Raw genomic sequence first — 17,795 nt, 5'->3', positions numbered from 1 at the left:
GACCCATCCTGCCAGGGAAGGGGGGCTCATGACCTCCGCGCCCGCACGGTCAGCGTCGCGCGGCGCTCTTGGGGGCGACCAGCTTGTGGGCGCGCCAGGAGTCGGCCGCGTTGAACGTGCCCGAGAGGTGCAGGCCGGTGACGACCGCCGCCTCGTCGATGTCGCTGGCGTCGACCTCGTCGCCACCGCGCGGGGTCAGCAGGACGACGAAACCGCCCTCCTGGAGGACACCGACCATGTCGACGAGCGCGTCGCCGAGGTCGCCGTCGTCGGGGCGGAACCACAGCAGGACGGCGTCCGCGACGCCGGTGTACTCGTCGTCCTCCATCTCGGCACCACAGGCCTGCTCGACCGCGAGGCGGAAGTCATCGTCGACGTCGGAGTCGTAGCCGAACTCCTGGACCACCTGGTCGGGGGCGAAACCGAGCCGTTCGACGGCGCCGGAGCCCGCCGACCCTGGGTCGACCGGGGGCGGGGCGGGGGTGTTCACGCGACCAAACCTCTCACATCGGATGCCGTGCGGTGCACTAGTCCACCAACGGCGCGCCCCGGTGCGCAACCGGTTCGGCGGGTTCGGTCGGCAGGATGCCGCCGGTCGGCCCCGGCGCGGCGGTGGGCACGGCGCGCCGGGCGTCGCGGGCCCGCGCACCGACCAGGGCGAGGAAGGCCTCGGCGTCCTCGGCGCGCAGGTGCGGCGCCCGCGGCGAGACCGGCCCCGGGGTCGAGACGACACGAGCGGTGGCCAGCCCGAGGCGCATCTGGAGCGGACCCTGGTCGAGGGCGAGCGACTGCACGCGGGCGTGCGGCACGACGACGGCACTGCGCGACCAGCGGCCCGAACGCAGGTGCAGCGCGGTATCGGAGACGGCGTAGCCGCTCCGCCGCCACGACCAGGGGTCGAGGACGCGGGCGGCCCGGGGCGGCCCGACCCAGCCGGGCTCACCGCCCTCCCCCTCGAGCGCGGCGGCGACGTACGGGTCGTCGGGGCGCACGCCCAGGGTGGCCAGCACGCGCAGCGCGTCGTCGAGCGTGCCGACCGGCAGCAGGGTGGTCTGGTCGTCGCCGTCGGCCCCCTCGGAGCGGGCGCCGGCCACGTTGACGCGCACCCGCCACCAGCGGAACGGACGCCACCACAGCGGCTGGAGCACCTCGACCGCCTGCACCCGGTGCAGCGGCACGCTCGAGGCCCGCAGCTCGGTGAGGCCGTGGTGCACCCGCAGCGCGGTGTCGGTGCGCGACAGCGAGAAGTTGCCGTGGACGAGGAGCTCCTTGACCCGCCCCACCGCAAGGCCGAACACCACCGGCACCAGGGCCGGCGCACTGGCCAGCACTCCCGCCCCCAGCTCGAAGACCCCGGCTCCGAGCAGGAGCGCCACCCCGATCAGGCCCAGGACGAGCGTCGCGGGGTGCAGGACGGTGGCGACGAAGAGCCGTCCGTTGGGCACGTCGACCACGGGGACCGGCCCCGCGCCGAGCGGAAGGGCCTCGACCGGCACCGGCCGGCGCTCGTCGGCGCGGCCGGCGAGGTCGAGCAGGTGGGCCCGCACCTCCTCGGCGCGGGCGGCGTCGAGGAAGGCGAGGGTGAGGTGGGAGTCGGACCCACCGGCCGACTGCACGACGACCTGCGACAGGCCCAGCAGCCGCGCGAGCAGCGGCCGGGTGGTCTCGACCGCCTGCACCCGTTCGAGGGGGACCTGCCGGTGCTGGCGGTACAGCACGCCCGAGCGCAGCTCGACCTGCCCGCGCGCCACCCGGAAGCGCGAGAACCGCCAGCTGACCCAGCCGGCGGCCGCCACCGCGGCGATGACCAGCAGCAGCCCGGCGAGCGCCAGCAGCGGGTGGGCGAGGACGGCCGTGGTCTCGTCGGGACCGTCGCCGGAGGCGTCGCTCGCGCTCGTGGGGTCGAACGCGCCCAGCACGCCGTCGACGATGCGGCTCGCGGCGTAGCCGAGCACGGCCAGCAGGACCACCCCGCCCTTGAGCAGCGGAGTGAGCGGATGCAGCCGCTGCCATCCCTCGTCCGCGCCCGGACCGCCCGGAGCGCCCGGCCCGCCCGGAGCCTCCGGCGGCGACGCGTCGGTCACAGGCCGGCCCGCTGGGCCTCGCCCCGCGCGGCGAGCCGGGTGCGCAGGGCCTCCGCCTCGGCGGTCGGCAGCCCGGGCAGCGAGCCGCCGCTCTCGGGCGAGGCCGTGTGGATCTCACACGACGCCAGCCCGAACGCCCGCGCCAGGGGCCCGGACTGGATGTCGACGTACTGGAGGCGCCCGTACGGCACGCTGACCAGGCTGCGGAAGAGCCGGCCCTTGCGGATGACGATCTCGTCGTCGAGCTCGACCCACGAGATGGCCGCCACCTGGCGCCGGACCACCCACACGCCCCATCCGGCCAGGAGCAGCAGCGCCACGGCGCCGAGCCAGACCCACGGGGTGAGGAGCAGCGCCAGACCCACGCAGACCAGGAAGGGAGGCAGGAGCACGACGGCGAGCACGACCAGGCGCACGGTGGCCAGGGCCGGCGACACCGGGCGCCACGAGGGCCCCGCGCCGCGCAGCGTGACCGCCACCGGCTCGGCGGGCGGGCGGTCGGGCGGCACGGACATGACGCCAGTCTGCCCGAGGGCCCCGACCGGCCGCCGGTGCCCGAGGGTGTGTTTGGATTCCCCCATGGGCCGGGTGACGACACGGGTGCCGCGCACGCGCTACGACGTGGTGCGGGGCGACGCCGTGGCGCGCCCCGACACCGTGGCCGTCGAGGAGCCGCTCGAGGTGCGGGTCGACGGCGCCACCGTGACCACCACCATGCGCACCCCCGGCGACGACTTCGACCTCACCCTCGGCCACCTGCTCACCGAGGGGATGATCGCCTCCGCCGCCGACGTGGCGGCGATGATGCACTGCACCGACGTCGGTCCGGACGGCTCCCCGACCTTCAACGTGGTCGAGGCCGCCCTCTCCCCCGGCTCGGCCCTGCTGCGCCCGGCGCGAGAGCGCACCCAGGCCATGACCAGCGCCTGCGGGGTGTGCGGCTCGGCCTCGGTCGACGCCGTGCGCACCGCCGGCCGCTTCGACGTCGCGAGCGACCCCGCGACCTTCGACCCCGCCGTCGTCGCCGCCCTCCCCGAGGCGCTGCGCACCCACCAGGCCGGTTTCGAGCGCACCGGGGGGATGCACGCCGCCGGGATCGCCGCCGCCGACGGGGCCCTCCTCGCGGTGCGCGAGGACGTCGGGCGGCACAACGCCGTCGACAAGGTGGTCGGCGCGGTCTCCCGCGAGCGCGAGCTGCCGCTGGCCGGCACCGTGCTCGCGGTCAGCGCCCGCGCCAGCTTCGAGATCGTGCAGAAGGCGGCCGTCGCGGGCATCCCGGCCGTCGTCGCCGTGGGCGCCCCCACCTCGCTGGCCGTCGAGCTCGCCACCGAGCTCGGCATCACCCTCGTGGCGTTCACGCGGGCCCCCCGGTTCTCGGTCTACGCCCGCGCCGACCGCCTGGCCTGAGGGGCGCGGGCACCCGACCCTCGACCCGTACCGTCCAGTAACCCGGGCCGGATTGTGACGCAGCCGCGTCGGGGTGAAGGATGGGAACGTCGGCTCCCGACCGGGGCGCGGCCATCGACCGGTGAAAGGACGAGCGCGTGGCACTCCACGAAGACGTCGGCCCCATCCTCAACGGCATCCCCACCCACCTGCCGGACATCGACCCGAGCGAGACCGACGAGTGGCTCGAGAGCCTCGACGCCGTCATCGACGGGCCGGGCCGGACGCGGGCGCGGTACCTGATGCTGCGCCTCCTCGAGCGGGCCCGCGCCATGCAGGTCGGCGTGCCGTCGCTGACGACCACCGACTACGTCAACACCATCAGCCCCGAGCAGGAGCCGTGGTTCCCCGGCGACGAGGACACCGAGCGCCGCTTCCGCGCCCTCCTGCGCTGGAACGCCGCCATGGTCGTGCACCGCGCGCAGCGCCCCGGCATCGGGGTCGGCGGCCACATCTCGACCTACGCCTCGGCCGCGACGCTCTACGAGGTGGGCATGAACCACTTCTTCCGCGGCAAGGACCACCCCGGCGGCGGCGACCACATCTACTTCCAGGGTCACGCCTCGCCCGGGATGTACGCGCGCGCCTACCTCGAGGGCCGCATCTCCGAGGACCGCCTCGACGGTTTCCGGCAGGAGAAGAGCCACCTCGTCGACGGCGAGCCGCTCGCGCTGCCCAGCTACCCCCACCCGCGCCTGATGCCGGACTTCTGGGAGTTCCCCACGGTGTCGATGGGCCTGGGCCCGATGAACGCGATCTACCAGGCGCAGTTCGACAAGTACCTGCACAACCGCGGCATCAAGGACACCAGCGACCAGCACACCTGGGCCTTCCTCGGCGACGGCGAGATGGACGAGCCCGAGTCACGCGGCCTGCTCCAGCTCGCGGCGCAAGAGGAGCTCGACAACCTCACCTTCGTCATCAACTGCAACCTCCAGCGCCTCGACGGCCCGGTGCGCGGCAACGGCAAGATCATCCAGGAGCTCGAGGCGTTCTTCCGTGGCGCCGGCTGGAACGTCATCAAGGTCGTCTGGGGCCGCGGCTGGGACCCGCTGCTGGCGGCCGACGGTGACGGCGCCCTGGTGCACCTGATGAACAGCACCTCCGACGGCGACTACCAGACCTTCCGCGCCAACGACGGCAAGTACGTGCGCGACCACTTCTTCGGCCGCGACCCGCGCACCCGCAAGATGGTCGAGGACTGGTCCGACGACGACGTCTGGTGGAAGCTCAAGCGCGGCGGCCACGACTACCGCAAGGTCTATGCGGCGTACAAGGCGGCGCTGGGCCACACCGGCCAGCCCACCGTCATCCTCGCCAAGACCATCAAGGGCTACGGCCTCGGTCGCAGCTTCGCGGGGCGCAACTCGACGCACCAGATGAAGAAGTTCACCCTCGACGACCTCAAGGGGCTGCGCGACTCCCTGGCCATCCCGGTCACCGACGCCCAGCTCGAGGCCGACCCGTACAACGCGCCGTACTACCACCCCGGCGCCGACGACCCGGTGATCCAGTACGCCCTCGAGCGGCGCGCGAAGCTCGGCGGCGGCCTGCCCGAGCGCCGCACGACCCACATCCCCATCCACCTGCCCGACGACGCCGCCTACGCGCAGGTCAAGAAGGGCTCGGGGAAGCAGGAGATCGCCACCACGATGGCGTTCGTGCGTCTGCTGAAGGACCTCATGCGCGACAAGGAGTTCGGCAACCGCATCGTGCCGATCATCCCCGACGAGGCGCGCACCTTCGGGATGGACAGCTTCTTCTCGACCATCAAGATCTACAACCCGCACGGCCAGCGCTACACCCCGGTCGACGCCGACCTGATGCTGGCCTACCGCGAGGCCAAGGACGGCCACATCCTCCACCTCGGCATCAACGAGGCCGGCTCGATGGCGGCCTTCACCGCGGTGGGCTCGAGCTACGCCACCCACGGCGAGCCGATGATCCCGATCTACGTCTTCTACTCGATGTTCGGCTTCCAGCGCACCGGTGACTCGGTGTGGGCCGCGGCCGACCAGATGACGCGCGGGTTCCTCATCGGGGCCACCGCGGGGCGCACCACGCTCACCGGCGAGGGCCTGCAGCACGCCGACGGGCACAGCCCCCTGCTGGCGTCGACCAACCCGGCGGTCGTGCACTACGACCCGGCCTTCGCCTACGAGATCGCCCACATCGTGCAGGACGGCCTGCACCGGATGTACGGCACCGACGAGTCGATGACCGAGGCCGAGCGCAACCTCATCTACTACCTCACCGTCTACAACGAGCCGATGCGCCAGCCGGCCGAGCCCGAGAACCTCGACCGCGAGGGGCTGCTCAAGGGCATGTACCTCTTCGACAGCGGCTCGACCGAAGGCCTGTCCGACGACGCCCCGCGCGTGCAGCTGCTGGCATCGGGCGTCGGGATGCCGTGGGCCCTCGAGGCCCAGGAGCTGCTGCGCAACGACTGGAACGTCGTCGCCGACGTCTGGTCCGTCACGTCGTGGAACGAGCTGCGCCGCGACGGGCTCCGCTGCGACGAGGCCGCGTTCCTGCACCCCGAGTCCGAGGCGCCCACCCCGTGGGTCACCTCGCAGCTCGCGGGCCGCAAGGGCCCGGTCATCGCCGTGTCCGACTACATGCGGGCCGTGCAGGACCAGATCCGGCAGTGGGTGCCGGGCGACTTCCACTCCCTCGGCGCCGACGGGTTCGGGTTCTCCGACACCCGCCCGGCCGCGCGGCGCTTCTTCCACATCGACGGGCCGTCGATGGCGGTGCGGGCCCTCCAGGCCCTGGCCGAGCGCGGCGAGATCGACCGCTCGGTGCCGCTCGAGGCGGCGCGCCGCTACCGGCTGCACGACGTGACCGCCGGCCGCTCGGGCAACGAGGGCGGCGACAGCTGAGGATGATCGCCGCCTTCAGCATCGCCCCCGCCTCCCCCGACGACACCGGGTCCTACGCGGCCGCGGTCGCCGAGGCCGTCGGCATCGTCCGCGCCAGCGGCCTGCCGCACGAGACCAACGCGATGTTCACCAACCTCGAGGGTGAGTGGGACGAGGTGTTCGGCGTGCTGAAGCAGTGCGTCGACGCCATGACCGCGCGCCACCCGCGGGTGTCGCTGGTCGTCAAGTGCGACATCCGCCCGGGGCACACCGGGATGCTGACGTCCAAGGTCGAGCGCGTCGACGAGATCCTCGGCGACGCCTGACCCGACCCCGGGGTGCGACCCCGACCCCCGGGTACGACGACGGGCCCCGGACGCACAGTGCGTCCGGGGCCCGTCGCGTGAGCCGGTGGGTCCGAGGACCCGCTGGGTCAGCGCACGTCGTACCGGTCGAGGTCCATGACGTGGCTCCACGCCGCGACGAAGTCGGCGACGAACGTGTCCTTCGCGTCGTCGGCCGCGTACACCTCGGCCACCGCGCGCAGCTCGGAGTTCGAGCCGAACACGAGGTCGTTGCGGGTGCCGGTCCAGCGGGCCTGGCCGCTGGCGCGGTCGACGGCCTCGAAGGTCGTCTCGTCCTCGCCGGTGCGGTGCCACTCGACGCCCATGTCGAGCAGGTTGACGAAGAAGTCGTTCGTCAGCTGCCCGGGACGCTCGGTGAGGACGCCGTACGCGCTGCCCTGGTGGTTGGCCCCGAGCACCCGCAGGCCCGCCACCAGGACGGCCATCTGCGGGGCGCTCAGCGCCAGCAGGTTGGCGCGGTCGACGAGGTGGTACTCGGCCGGGAGGCGGGTGCCGCCCTTGCCGAGGTAGTTGCGGAACCCGTCGGCGGCCGGCTCGAGCCACGCAAAGGACTCGACGTCGGTCTTGTCCTGCGTGGCGTCGGTCCGGCCCACGGTGACCGGCACCGAGACCGAGTGCCCGGCGTCGCGGGCGGCCTTCTCGACCGCCGCGGCGCCGCCGATGACGACGAGGTCGGCGAACGAGACCCGCTTGCCACCGGTCTGGGCGGCGTTGAAGGCCTCCTGGACGCCCTCGAGCGCCGAGACGACCGGCGCCAGGCGGCCGGGCTCGTTGACGTCCCACGACCGCTGCGGCTCGAGGCGGATGCGGCCGCCGTTGGCACCGCCGCGCTTGTCGCTGGCGCGGAACGACGAGGCCGAGGCCCAGGCCGTCCAGACCAGGTCGGCCACCGAGACCCCGGTGGCGAGCACCTGCTCCTTGAGCGCCTGCACGTCGTCGTGCGTGACGAGCTCGTGGTCGACGGCCGGCACCGGGTCCTGCCAGAGCAGCTCCTCGGACGGGACCTCCGGGCCGAGGTAGCGCTGGATCGGGCCCATGTCGCGGTGGGTCAGCTTGAACCACGACCGCGCGAAGGCGTCGGCGAACTCGTCGGGGTTCTCGAGGAAGCGGCGCGAGATCTCGCCGTAGACCGGGTCGAAGCGCAGCGCCAGGTCGGTCGTCAGCATGGTGGGCTGGCGGCGCGGCGAGTCCGGCGACGGGCCGGGCACGGTGTCGGCGCCGCCGTTGTCGACGGGCCGCCACTGCCAGGCACCGGCAGGGCTCTTGTACACCTCCCACTCGAAGCCGAAGAGGTTCTCGAAGTAGAGGTTGCTCCACTCGGTGGGGCGCTGGGTCCAGGTGACCTCGAGGCCGCTGGTGATGGCGTCGGCGCCCTTGCCGGAGCCGTAGCCGTTCTTCCAGCCGAAGCCCATCTGCTCCAGGGGGGCGCCCTCGGGCTCGGGCCCGACGTTGACCTCCGGGTCGGCCGCACCGTGGGTCTTGCCGAAGGTGTGACCGCCGGCGATCAGGGCCACGGTCTCCTCGTCGTTCATCGCCATCCGGCCGAAGGTCTCGCGGATGTCGCGGGCCGCCATCAGCGGGTCGGGGTTGCCGTTGGGGCCCTCGGGGTTGACGTAGATCAGACCCATCTGCACGGCGGCGAGCGGGCTCTGCAGCTCACGGTCGCCGGTGTAGCGCTCGTCGCCGAGCCACTCGCGCTCGGGGCCCCAGTAGACGTCCTGGTCGGGCTCGTAGACGTCGGCGCGACCGCCGGCGTAGCCGAAGGGCTCGAAGCCCATCGACTCCAGCGCCACGTTGCCGGCGAGGACGATGAGGTCGGCCCACGAGATGTTGCGGCCGTACTTCTGCTTGACGGGCCACAGCAGGCGGCGGGCCTTGTCGAGGTTGCCGTTGTCGGGCCAGGAGTTCAGCGGGGCGAAGCGCTGCATCCCGGCGCCGGCGCCACCGCGGCCGTCCTGCACCCGGTAGGTCCCGGCGCTGTGCCACGCCATCCGGACCATCAGGCCGCCGTAGTGGCCGAAGTCGGCCGGCCACCAGTCCTGCGAGGTCGTCATGAGCTCGGTGAGGTCGGCCTTGACCGCCGCGAGGTCGAGGTTGCCGAAGGCCTCGGCGTAGTCGAAGTCCCCGCCCAGCGGGTTCGCGACCGGGGAGTTCTTGCGCAGGACGGCGAGGTTCAGCTGCCCCGGCCACCACTCGCGGTTCGTACCGCCGGCGACGGGCTCGGGGAAGTGGCCGTCGTGGGCCACCGGGCACCCGGACGACGATGCCTGGGCGACCTCCTCGTCCTCGTTCATGTCGCCGACCTTGGCGTCGTGCTCGACCATGGGTGTCCTTCCGTGGGGTGGTGGGGAACTCAGGAAACAGGGACGGCCGCGCACCGCGGGCACAGCCCCCGGTACACGACCTCGGCCTCGTCGATCTCGAAGCCGTGGTTCTCGGCGGCGGTGAGGCACGGGGCCTCACCGACGGCGCAGTCGACGTCGGCGATGGTCCCGCAGGACCGGCACACGACGTGGTGGTGGTTGTCCCCGACCCGCGCCTCGTAGCGGGCGAGCGAGCCGGGGGGCTGGATGCGGCGGATGAGCCCGGCGTCGGTGAGGGCCCGCAGCACGTCGTACACGGCCTGGTGCGAGACCTGCCCGAGGTCGCGCCGGACCGCCGTCATGATGGCCTCGGTGTCGGCGTGGGGATGGTCGTGCACGGCCCCGAGCACGGCCAGCCGGGGGCGGGTGACGCGCAGGGCGGCGTCGCGCAGCATCCGGTCGTAGCGGGCCTCGGTCGACATCCCCTCAGCATGCCGCCTGTTCTGGAACAGGTCAAGAAATGGTGATGAACGGCGCGTGGCGGCGGCACCCACGGCGAGGGTCGGCCGATTCGCTGAATATTCCGAGTCCTGCATATACTTGCATCGTGTCCAAGGTCCTCACGTCCCTGCCCGTCGGCGAGCGCGTCGGCATCGCCTTCTCCGGAGGTCTCGACACCTCCGTGGCCGTCGCGTGGATGCGCGAGAAGGGGGCCGTGCCCTGCACCTACACGGCCGACCTCGGCCAGTACGACGAGCCCGAGATCGAGACGGTGCCCGACCGGGCCGGGCAGTACGGCGCCGAGGTCGCGCGCCTGGTCGACTGCCGCAGCGCGCTGGTCGAGGAGGGGTTCTCGGCGCTGGCCTGCGGTGCCTTCCACATCCGCACCGGGGGCCGCACCTACTTCAACACCACCCCCCTGGGCCGCGCCGTCACCGGCACGCTGCTGGTGCGGGCCATGCAGGCCGACGACGTCGAGATCTGGGGCGACGGCTCGACGTTCAAGGGCAACGACATCGAGCGGTTCTACCGCTACGGCCTGCTCGCCAACCCGAACCTGCGCATCTACAAGCCGTGGCTCGACGCCGCGTTCGTGACCGAGCTCGGGGGCCGGCACGAGATGAGCGCCTGGCTCACCGAGCGCGACCTGCCATACCGCTCGAGCCAGGAGAAGGCCTACTCGACCGACGCCAACATCTGGGGCGCCACCCACGAGGCCAAGACCCTCGAGCACCTGGACGAGTCGATGGAGGTCGTGGAGCCGATCATGGGCGTCCGCTTCTGGGACCCGAGCGTGGTCATCGAGACCGAGGACGTCACGGTCCGCTTCGCCCAGGGCCGCCCGGTGGCGATCAACGGGCACGAGCTCGAACCGGTGGCACTGGTCGACGAGGCCAACCGCGTCGGGGGCCGGCACGGCCTCGGCATGTCGGACCAGATCGAGAACCGGATCATCGAGGCCAAGTCGCGCGGCATCTACGAGGCCCCCGGCATGGCCCTGCTGCACATCGCCTACGAGCGCCTGCTCAACGCCGTGCACAACGAGGACACGATCGCGAGCTACCACCAGGAGGGGCGCCGCCTCGGCCGGCTGCTGTACGAGGGCCGCTGGCTCGACCCGCAGAGCCTGATGCTGCGCGAGGCCATCCAGCGCTGGATCGCCTCGGTCGTCACCGGCGAGGTCACCCTGCGGCTGCGGCGCGGCGAGGACTACTCGATCATCGACACCCGCGGCGAGAACTTCAGCTACCACCCCGACAAGCTCTCGATGGAGCGCGTCGAGAACGCGGCCTTCGGCCCCACCGACCGCATCGGCCAGCTGACGATGCGCAACCTCGACATCGCCGACAGCCGCGCCAAGCTCGAGCTCTACGCCAGCCAGCCGGTCGACCAGGGGCAGCTCCTCGTCGAGAACGGCACCCTGTTCGGCGAGCTCCCCGCGGGCGGCTACGACCGCATCACCGACAACCCGGCGGCCGAGGACGCGCAGGACCGGGCCCTCGACCACGCGGCGATGGAGTCGGGCACCGACTGACCCGCTGAGCCCGCGCTTGTCCGGCCCGCACAAATACACTGGCCGGATGAGCCCCGCCCCCACCCGGCCCTCCGAGGAGACCCGCACCCGGGTCGTCCGGGCCGCGGGCGATCTCGGGGCGGCCGCCGTGCGGCAGATGGAGGCCGACCACGCCTGGTTCCGGTCGCTGTCGGCCGAGGACCGTTCGTGGGTCGGGCTGGTGGCGCAGGCCGGCATCTCGAGCTTCCTGGAGTGGTTCGGCGGCGACCAGAGCCGGGCCGCGGTGCTGGCCGACGTCTTCGGCACCGCACCGCGCGAGCTCACCCGCTCGATCAGCCTGGCGCAGACCCTCGACCTCATCCGCACCGTCATCGCCGTGGTCGAGCGCGACATCTCGGGCCTGGCCGCCCCCGGTGAGGAGGACCTGGCCCGCGAGGCCGTCCTGCGCTACAGCCGCGAGGTCGCGTTCGCCGCCGCCGAGGTGTACGCCGAGGCCGCCGAGGCCCGTGGCGCCTGGGACGCGCGCCTGGAGTCGCTCGTGGTCGACGCCGTCATCCGCGGCGAGGCCGACGACTCGATGCAGTCGCGCGCGGCCGCCCTCGGCTGGGGGGCGGTCTCGTCGGTCGCCGTCGTCGTGGGGTCCACCCCGCCCGGCGCCACCGGCAGCGTGCTCGGGGAGCTGCACCGCACCGCCCGGCGCGTGGGCTCCGAGCTGCTGGTGGCCGTGCACGGGCCGCGGGTGGTCTGCATCGCGGGCAGCGTGGCCGACCCGATGGCCCTGGCCACGGCGCTCGACCCGCACCTCGGCGCCGGCCCGCTGGTCGTCGGGCCCACCGTGCCGCACCTGTTCGCCGCCGGGCGCAGCGCCCGGGCCGCGATCTCGGGCCACACCGCGGCGCCCGCGTGGCCCGAGGCCCCGCGCCCGGTGGCGGCCGACGACCTGCTGGCCGAGCGGGCGCTGCTCGGCGACATGCCGGCCCGCAACGCCCTGCGGGCCCGGATCATCGCGCCGCTGGCCGACGCCGGCGGCGGCTCGCTGCTCGACACCGCCGCGGCCTGGCTCGACCGCGGGCTGGGCGTCGAGGGCACCGCCCGGCACCTCATCGTGCATCCCAACACGGTGCGCTACCGGCTGGCCGGCATCGAGAAGGCCACCGGCTACGACCTGGCCGACGCCCACGACGCCCAGACGGTGCGGATCGCCCTGGCCATGCACCGCCTCGGCCCGGTCGCCCGCGTCGCCACCGCGCGCTGACCCCGCTCAGCCATTTGTGGGAACCCCACAGAACGGGCCGGTCAGGTTCGTCCCCCTTCGTCACGGTTCGGTCACGGCCGGCACGCCACGCTGGAGGGGTGATCGTCATCGTCTGCCCCGGCCAGGGGTCCCAGACCCCCGGCTTCCTCAGCCCGTGGCTCGAGCTCCCCGGCACCCGTGAGCATCTGGGCGCCCTCGCCGACGCCGCGCAGGTCGACCTCGTCGCCCACGGCACCACGTCCGACGAGGAGACCATCAAGGACACCGCGGTCGCCCAGCCGCTGCTGGTCGGGGCCGGGCTGCTCACGCTGCGGGCCCTCGGCGGCCCGGCCGGCGCCGGTGCCCTCTCCGGCCACTCGGTCGGAGAGATCACCGCCGCCGCGGGGGCGGGCGTCCTGGCCGAGGACGACGCGATGCGCCTGGTCGCCCTGCGCGGACGCGGGATGGCCGAGGCCAGCGCCGCCACTCCCACCGGGATGAGCGCGGTGCTGGGCGGCGATCCCGACGAGGTACTGGCCGCCGTCGCGTCGCACGGTCTCACCCCCGCCAACGTCAACGGCGCGGGCCAGGTCGTGGCCGCCGGCGCGCTCGACGCCCTCGCGGCCCTGGCCGCCGAGCCCCCCACCCGCGCCCGGGTCATCCCGCTGAAGGTGGCCGGCGCCTTCCACACCTCCTACATGCAGCCGGCCGTCGACGCGCTGGCGGCGGCCGCGGCCGGCCTCTCCCCCGCCGACGCCACCGTGCCGCTGGTCAGCAACCGCGACGGTGAGATCGTCACCGACGGCCGCGAGGTGCTCAACCGGCTCGTCGCCCAGGTCTCGAACCCCGTCCGCTGGGACCTGTGCATGGAGCGGTTCGCCACCCTCGGCGTCACCGCCCTCATCGAGCTCGCCCCCGCGGGCACCCTCGTGGGCCTGGCCAAGCGGGCCCTCAAGGGTGTCGAGCTCTTGGCCCTGAAGTCCCCCGACGACCTCGAGGCCGCCCGCACCCTCGTCCAGGAGCACTCCGCATGACCGTCACCTCCAAGGGCTTCGCCGACCGGCTGACCGCGCGCCCCGTCACGCACTCGCGGATCACCGGCATCGGCGGCTACCGGCCGCGCCGGGTCGTCCCCAACAGCGAGCTGGTCGAGCGCATCGACTCCTCTGACGAGTGGATCCGCGAGCGCAGCGGCATCATCGAGCGCCGTTTCGCCGGCGAGGGCGAGTCGGTGATCGACATGTCCGTCTTCGCGGCCACGCCGGCGCTCGAGATGGCGGGGGTCGCGCCCGAGGACATCGACGTCGTCCTGCTCGCCACCGTGAGCTGGCCGTACCAGACCCCGGCCGCGGCCCCGATGCTCGCCGAGCGGCTCGGCACCAAGGGCGCGGCCTTCGACATCTCGGCCGCCTGCGCCGGGTACTGCCACGGCATCGCCGTCGCCTCCGACCTCGTGCGCACCGGCACAGCCCGCCACGTCCTGGTCGTGGGCGTCGAGCGGCTCTCCGACTTCACCTCCCTCGACGACCGCGGCACCGCCTTCATCTTCGCCGACGGTGCGGGCGCGGCCGTGGTCAGCCAGAGCGACACCGTCGGCATCGCACCGACGGTGTGGGGCTCCGACGGCGCCAACTGGGAGGCGATCTCGCAGACCGAGTCCTGGATCGACGTGCACCGCAAGGGCCTGGAGTGGCCGCACATCGGGATGGCGGGCCAGACCGTGTTCCGCTGGGCGGTGTGGGGCATGGCGCCGGTGGCCCAGCAGGCGCTCGACGTGGCGGGCATCACCGCCGACCAGCTCGACGCCTTCATCCCGCACCAGGCCAACGTGCGCATCATCGACGCGATGGCCAAGAAGCTGAACATGCCGGCCGACATCCCCATCGCCCGCGACATCGCGTACACCGGCAACACCTCGGCGGCCTCGGTGCCGCTGGCGATGGAGCGGATGGTGCGCCAGGGCGAGATCCCCAGCGGCGGCCTGGCCCTCCAGATCGGCTTCGGCGCGGGCCTGTCCTACGCCGCGCAGGTCGTCGTCATCCCCTAGGCGACGCCCCACCCACTCCCGTGGGCCCACGGGTCATCCGGGCCGAGCAGCACCGCATCCCCCACAGAAGGAGAGAGCAATGGCAGACCAGCAGGAGATCCTCAGCGGCCTCGCCGAGATCGTCAACGAGGAGACCGGGCTCGACCCGGCCGAGGTCCAGATGGACAAGTCCTTCACCGACGACCTCGACATCGACTCCCTCTCGATGATGACGATCGTCGTCAACGCCGAGGAGAAGTTCGGTGTGCGCATCCCCGACGACGAGGTCAAGAACCTCACCACCGTCGGCGACGCCGTCACCTTCATCCAGAACAACCAGGGCTGACGCCCGGCCGTCGCCCCCGGTAGCGTCCCCTCCACGGGGCGCCCGGGGGTGACCCCGGCGGGCGATCCCCGCCACGACCACCTGAGGAGCAGCTGACCCATGAGCGAGCGTCGCGTCGTCGTCACCGGACTCGGTGCCACCACCCCACTCGGCGGCACCATCGCCGAGACGTGGGAGGGCATCCTCGCCGGCCGGTCCGGCGCCAAGCCCCTGGACCAGGAGATGCTCGACCGCTACGAGCTGCCCGTCCACTTCGCCTGCACCATCGCGCAGGACCCGTCCGAGGTCCTCACCAAGGTGCAGATCCGGCGGATGGACCCCAGCGCCCAGTACGCGGTCATCGCCTCGCTCGCCGCCATGGAGGACGCCGGCTCCCCCGAGGTCGACCCCGAGCGGCTCGGCGTCGCGATCGGCACCGGCATCGGTGGGGTCTGGACCCTGCTCGACCAGTGGGACAACCTGCGCGAGAAGGGCGTGCGGCGGGTCTTCCCGCTCGCGGTCCCCATGCTCATGCCCAACACCTCGGCCGGCAACGTGTCGCTGCTGCTCGGCGCCCGCGCCGGCGCGCACACCACGGTCTCGGCCTGCGCCTCCGGCGCCGAGTCGATGGGCACCGGCTACGACATGATCCGCGGCGGCCGCGCCGACATGGTGGTGGCCGGCGGCACCGAGTGCGCCACCCACCCCATCTGCTTCGCCGGGTTCTCCCAGATGCAGGCGCTCTCGACCCGCAACGACGACCCCACGGCCGCCTCCCGCCCCTACGACACCGGGCGCGACGGCTTCGTCATGGGTGAAGGCGCCGCCGTGATGGTCCTCGAGGAGTACGAGCACGCCAAGGCCCGCGGTGCCCGCATCTACGCCGAGTTCGCCTCGATCGGGATGTCGGCCGACGCGCACCACATCACCGCCCCCGAGCCCGAGGGCGCGGGCGCCAGCCGCGCCATGCGCGAGGCCGTCGAGCGGGCCGGGCTCACCGCTGCCGACATCGTGCACATCAACGCCCACGCCACCTCGACACCGGTCGGCGACGTGGCCGAGGCCAACGCGATCCGCCGCGCCTTCGGTGACGCGGTCGACGGGATGCCGGTGAGCGCCACCAAGTCGATGACCGGGCACCTGCTGGGTGCGGCCGGGGCCCTCGAGGGGCTGCTCACCGTGCTGGCGGTGCACCACCGCACGGCGCCCGCGGCCATCAACATCGACGACCTCGACCCGGCGATCGACCTCGACGTCATCCGCGATGAGCACCGGGCGCTGCCGAGAGGCGACATCGCGGCCCTGAACAACTCGTTCGGGTTCGGCGGCCACAACGTCGCTCTCGTCATCAAGAGCCTCTGACCGTCCGTCCGGGCGGATCCGGGCCCTCGACGGCTCCCCTCGGCTAGCGTGACCGCGTGGACGCCCCCTCGGAGGTCACCGCCCGCGAGCCGGTCGTGACGCAGTACGCGGCCAGCCCGGCAGTGGCCGAACGGGAAGCCGACGCGCTGGCGCGCTGGCTGGCCCGTCGTCCCGGACGCCGCGCCCGGCTCGCCCGGCAGGTGGTGCTGGTCACCGTCGGTCTCGCCCTCGTCGCCGGCGGAGTGGTCCTCGGGGGTGGCGCAGACCCGGCCCCCACGGCCGCGATGTTCGCCGCCGCCGCCATGGCCTACGCCCTGCTCGCGGTCCTCGCGGGCCCACGGGCCCTGCGGCGCCGCTGCCGCCGCCTGTTCGGGGCCCGGGTGGTGCCGGGGTCCGTGGTGACCGCCACGTTCGACAGCGCGCGGGTCGAGGTCGACACGTCGTCGGCGACGCACCGGATCGACCTCGACACCGTGGTCGCGGCCACCTGGGTCGGGCGCGACCTCGTGGTGGAGTGCCCGGGGTCGATGTGGATGGTCCTGCCGGGCGAGCTTCTCAGCGACAGCGCGGTCGCGGTGCTCTCCGGGGCTCTCGGCCCACGACTGCGCATGCTCCCCTGATCGGCGACGCCGGAGCGGTCCGCCGGCGACCGGCGCCGGCCGGTCAGCCGACCTGGTGCAGCCAGCGCACGGGAGCGCCGTCGCCGGCGTAGCGGAACGGCTCGAGCTCGTCGTCCCACTCGAGGCCGAGGAGCTCCTCGATCATCTCGCGCATCGCCTCGGGGCTGCCCTGGCTGAGGACCACGACCTCGCGGAGGCGGTCCTCGTTGACGACGGCGTCGCCGTTGGCGGAGGTCCAGGTGTGGTGGATGCCGAGCCGGGGGGTGTGCGACCAGCGCGAGCCGTCGCACCCGGGGCTGGGCTCCTCGGTGACCTCGTAGCGCAGGTGCTCCCAGCCGCGCAAGGCCGACGCCAGGCGCGCGCCGGTGCCGGACTCGGAGGCCCAGCTGAGCTCGGTGCGGACGAGCCCCGGGGCGGCGGGCTGCTCGGTCCACTGCACGGTGACACCGGCGCCGAGGACTCCCTCGAGCGCCCAGATGATGTGCGGGCAGAGCGCCTTGGGCGTGGAGTGGATGTAGACCACCCCACGCGTTGCGGTGCGCGGCATCGCGACAGACATCCTGGCCTCCTTCACGTGCGGTGGACGTCTTCCCCAACGCCAGTGCTCGTGGTCGGCCGGTCGTGTGCTGCCGGTGTTCGTGTGCGGGCACGCTCGGGTGCCGTTGTGCGTCACATCATGCACCACCGGGCTCACAGACACCAGCCTTCACAGCGATCCCGCCGGATGGCGCCGCGCCCGCGGCGATAGGCTCGCCGGGCCGCGGCGCCGTCCGTGGCCGCGGGGCGTTAGCTCAGTCGGTCAGAGCAGCGGACTCATAATCCGTCGGTCGTCGGTTCAAGCCCGACACGCCCCACCAGACGTTTACGCAGGTCAGCGCTGCCACGACGCCGCTGCCAACATCGTGATGCGACCTCTCCCGGCCCGATGTGGCGCGTTCGTGGCACAAGATCGTCCAACGCGTCCGCCACGCCGTCGAGCTCGTCGCCGAACAGCCCGGCGTAGATGTCCAGCGTCATCGCGGCGGAGGCGTGACCCAGCATGCGCTGGACGGCCTTGACGTTCGCCCCGGCGGCGAGGGCCCGGGCGGTGGCATGCAGCCGCCGCAGGTGGGGGTTGTCCCGGGACTCGGTGTCGAGCGGACCGACCCGAATCGC

The 17,795-nt window shown here is 73.2% G+C and carries 16 protein-coding genes, 1 tRNA gene and 1 pseudogene; 11 read left to right on the top strand and 7 right to left on the bottom strand.

Annotation, left to right across the window (positions count from 1 at the left end; all coding sequences use genetic code 11):
* Positions 1–49: 49 nt before the first annotated feature.
* Genes ATL31_RS15470 through ATL31_RS15460 form a run of 3 tightly spaced genes read right to left on the bottom strand, consistent with a single transcriptional unit; the run spans position 50 to position 2,599 of the window.
* Complete coding sequence (locus ATL31_RS15470; protein WP_101396811.1) at positions 50–490, bottom strand: DUF3052 domain-containing protein; 441 nt, start codon at positions 488–490, stop codon at positions 50–52.
* Positions 491–527: 37 nt separating this feature from the next.
* Positions 528–2,084, bottom strand: coding sequence for a PH domain-containing protein (locus ATL31_RS15465; protein ID WP_101396810.1), 1,557 nt, complete (start codon positions 2,082–2,084; stop codon positions 528–530).
* The gene (locus tag ATL31_RS15460; RefSeq protein ID WP_101396809.1) at positions 2,081–2,599 is read right to left on the bottom strand and encodes a PH domain-containing protein; all 519 of its coding nucleotides are present in this window, start codon (positions 2,597–2,599) and stop codon (positions 2,081–2,083) included. The genes ATL31_RS15465 and ATL31_RS15460 overlap by 4 nt, the downstream gene beginning before the upstream one ends.
* Before the next feature lie 64 nt (positions 2,600–2,663).
* Here ATL31_RS15460 and fdhD point away from each other — a divergent pair, with 64 nt between their 5' ends.
* The 3 genes from fdhD (at position 2,664) to ATL31_RS15445 (ending at position 6,717) form a co-directional block, all read left to right on the top strand.
* Positions 2,664–3,491, top strand: coding sequence for a formate dehydrogenase accessory sulfurtransferase FdhD (gene fdhD, locus ATL31_RS15455; RefSeq protein ID WP_101396808.1), 828 nt, complete (start codon positions 2,664–2,666; stop codon positions 3,489–3,491).
* A gap of 137 nt (positions 3,492–3,628) precedes the next feature.
* Positions 3,629–6,412, top strand: a complete 2,784-nt coding sequence (aceE, locus tag ATL31_RS15450; protein ID WP_101396807.1) for a pyruvate dehydrogenase (acetyl-transferring), homodimeric type — start codon at positions 3,629–3,631, stop codon at positions 6,410–6,412.
* 2 nt (positions 6,413–6,414) lie between these two features.
* On the top strand, positions 6,415–6,717 hold the full coding sequence (locus tag ATL31_RS15445; protein WP_101396806.1) for a thiamine-binding protein: 303 nt from the start codon (positions 6,415–6,417) through the stop codon (positions 6,715–6,717).
* A 107-nt stretch (positions 6,718–6,824) separates the two neighbouring features.
* Here ATL31_RS15445 and katG read toward each other — a convergent pair whose 3' ends face one another.
* Positions 6,825–9,080: a catalase/peroxidase HPI gene (gene katG / locus ATL31_RS15440; RefSeq protein ID WP_101396804.1), complete on the bottom strand. Its 2,256-nt coding sequence runs from the start codon at positions 9,078–9,080 to the stop codon at positions 6,825–6,827.
* A gap of 29 nt (positions 9,081–9,109) precedes the next feature.
* The gene (locus tag ATL31_RS15435; protein ID WP_101396802.1) at positions 9,110–9,541 is read right to left on the bottom strand and encodes a Fur family transcriptional regulator; all 432 of its coding nucleotides are present in this window, start codon (positions 9,539–9,541) and stop codon (positions 9,110–9,112) included.
* 125 nt (positions 9,542–9,666) lie between these two features.
* Between ATL31_RS15435 and argG the strand changes: the two genes are divergently transcribed.
* The 7 genes from argG to ATL31_RS15400 all read left to right on the top strand — a co-directional run bounded on the left by argG (position 9,667) and on the right by ATL31_RS15400 (position 16,640).
* On the top strand, positions 9,667–11,094 hold the full coding sequence (gene argG / locus ATL31_RS15430) for an argininosuccinate synthase (RefSeq protein ID WP_101396800.1): 1,428 nt from the start codon (positions 9,667–9,669) through the stop codon (positions 11,092–11,094).
* A gap of 46 nt (positions 11,095–11,140) precedes the next feature.
* Positions 11,141–12,328 (top strand): PucR family transcriptional regulator, encoded by a 1,188-nt coding sequence (locus tag ATL31_RS15425; RefSeq protein ID WP_245862545.1) that lies wholly within the window; start codon positions 11,141–11,143, stop codon positions 12,326–12,328.
* Between the two features lie 98 nt (positions 12,329–12,426).
* The gene (locus ATL31_RS15420) at positions 12,427–13,341 is read left to right on the top strand and encodes an ACP S-malonyltransferase (protein WP_101396798.1); all 915 of its coding nucleotides are present in this window, start codon (positions 12,427–12,429) and stop codon (positions 13,339–13,341) included.
* On the top strand, positions 13,338–14,354 hold the full coding sequence (locus ATL31_RS15415) for a beta-ketoacyl-ACP synthase III (RefSeq protein WP_101396796.1): 1,017 nt from the start codon (positions 13,338–13,340) through the stop codon (positions 14,352–14,354). The genes ATL31_RS15420 and ATL31_RS15415 overlap by 4 nt, the downstream gene beginning before the upstream one ends.
* 79 nt (positions 14,355–14,433) lie before the next feature.
* Positions 14,434–14,679: an acyl carrier protein gene (locus ATL31_RS15410; RefSeq protein WP_055811906.1), complete on the top strand. Its 246-nt coding sequence runs from the start codon at positions 14,434–14,436 to the stop codon at positions 14,677–14,679.
* 99 nt (positions 14,680–14,778) lie between these two features.
* A complete protein-coding gene (gene fabF, locus ATL31_RS15405) occupies positions 14,779–16,020 on the top strand; it encodes a beta-ketoacyl-ACP synthase II (protein ID WP_101396794.1) in 1,242 nt (413 codons plus the stop codon).
* A gap of 56 nt (positions 16,021–16,076) precedes the next feature.
* Positions 16,077–16,640, top strand: a complete 564-nt coding sequence (locus ATL31_RS15400) for a hypothetical protein (protein WP_101396792.1) — start codon at positions 16,077–16,079, stop codon at positions 16,638–16,640.
* Positions 16,641–16,683: 43 nt separating this feature from the next.
* Here the strand turns inward: ATL31_RS15400 and ATL31_RS15395 are convergent, their stop codons facing one another.
* Positions 16,684–17,199: a DUF3145 domain-containing protein gene (locus ATL31_RS15395; protein ID WP_101396790.1), complete on the bottom strand. Its 516-nt coding sequence runs from the start codon at positions 17,197–17,199 to the stop codon at positions 16,684–16,686.
* Positions 17,200–17,420: 221 nt separating this feature from the next.
* Here ATL31_RS15395 and ATL31_RS15390 point away from each other — a divergent pair.
* A tRNA-Ile gene (locus tag ATL31_RS15390) sits at positions 17,421–17,497 on the top strand.
* Here ATL31_RS15390 and ATL31_RS17015 read toward each other — a convergent pair.
* Positions 17,454–17,750, bottom strand: a pseudogene (locus ATL31_RS17015) (hypothetical protein); the annotation flags it as partial. The gene ATL31_RS15390 and the pseudogene ATL31_RS17015 sit on opposite strands and share 44 nt — an antisense overlap.
* Positions 17,751–17,795 lie beyond the last annotated feature (45 nt).

The sequence above is a fragment of the Phycicoccus duodecadis genome, assembly GCF_002846495.1.
Classification (GTDB): domain Bacteria; phylum Actinomycetota; class Actinomycetes; order Actinomycetales; family Dermatophilaceae; genus Phycicoccus; species Phycicoccus duodecadis.
The sequence above is the reverse complement of the archived record's forward strand: the minus strand, read 5'-3'. Positions and strand labels throughout refer to the sequence as shown.

Bases quoted from the DNA above. Each gene is read 5' to 3' on its own strand.
- fdhD (WP_101396808.1), top strand. From the start codon at position 2,664: ATGGGCCGGGTGACGACACGGGTGCCGCGCACGCGCTACGACGTGGTG.
- ATL31_RS15395 (WP_101396790.1), bottom strand. From the start codon at position 17,199: ATGTCTGTCGCGATGCCGCGCACCGCAACGCGTGGGGTGGTCTACATC.
- katG (WP_101396804.1), bottom strand. From the start codon at position 9,080: ATGGTCGAGCACGACGCCAAGGTCGGCGACATGAACGAGGACGAGGAG.
- ATL31_RS15410 (WP_055811906.1), top strand. From the start codon at position 14,434: ATGGCAGACCAGCAGGAGATCCTCAGCGGCCTCGCCGAGATCGTCAAC.
- ATL31_RS15445 (WP_101396806.1), top strand. From the start codon at position 6,415: ATGATCGCCGCCTTCAGCATCGCCCCCGCCTCCCCCGACGACACCGGG.
- fabF (WP_101396794.1), top strand. From the start codon at position 14,779: ATGAGCGAGCGTCGCGTCGTCGTCACCGGACTCGGTGCCACCACCCCA.
- ATL31_RS15425 (WP_245862545.1), top strand. From the start codon at position 11,141: ATGAGCCCCGCCCCCACCCGGCCCTCCGAGGAGACCCGCACCCGGGTC.
- ATL31_RS15460 (WP_101396809.1), bottom strand. From the start codon at position 2,599: ATGTCCGTGCCGCCCGACCGCCCGCCCGCCGAGCCGGTGGCGGTCACG.
- ATL31_RS15415 (WP_101396796.1), top strand. From the start codon at position 13,338: ATGACCGTCACCTCCAAGGGCTTCGCCGACCGGCTGACCGCGCGCCCC.
- ATL31_RS15435 (WP_101396802.1), bottom strand. From the start codon at position 9,541: ATGTCGACCGAGGCCCGCTACGACCGGATGCTGCGCGACGCCGCCCTG.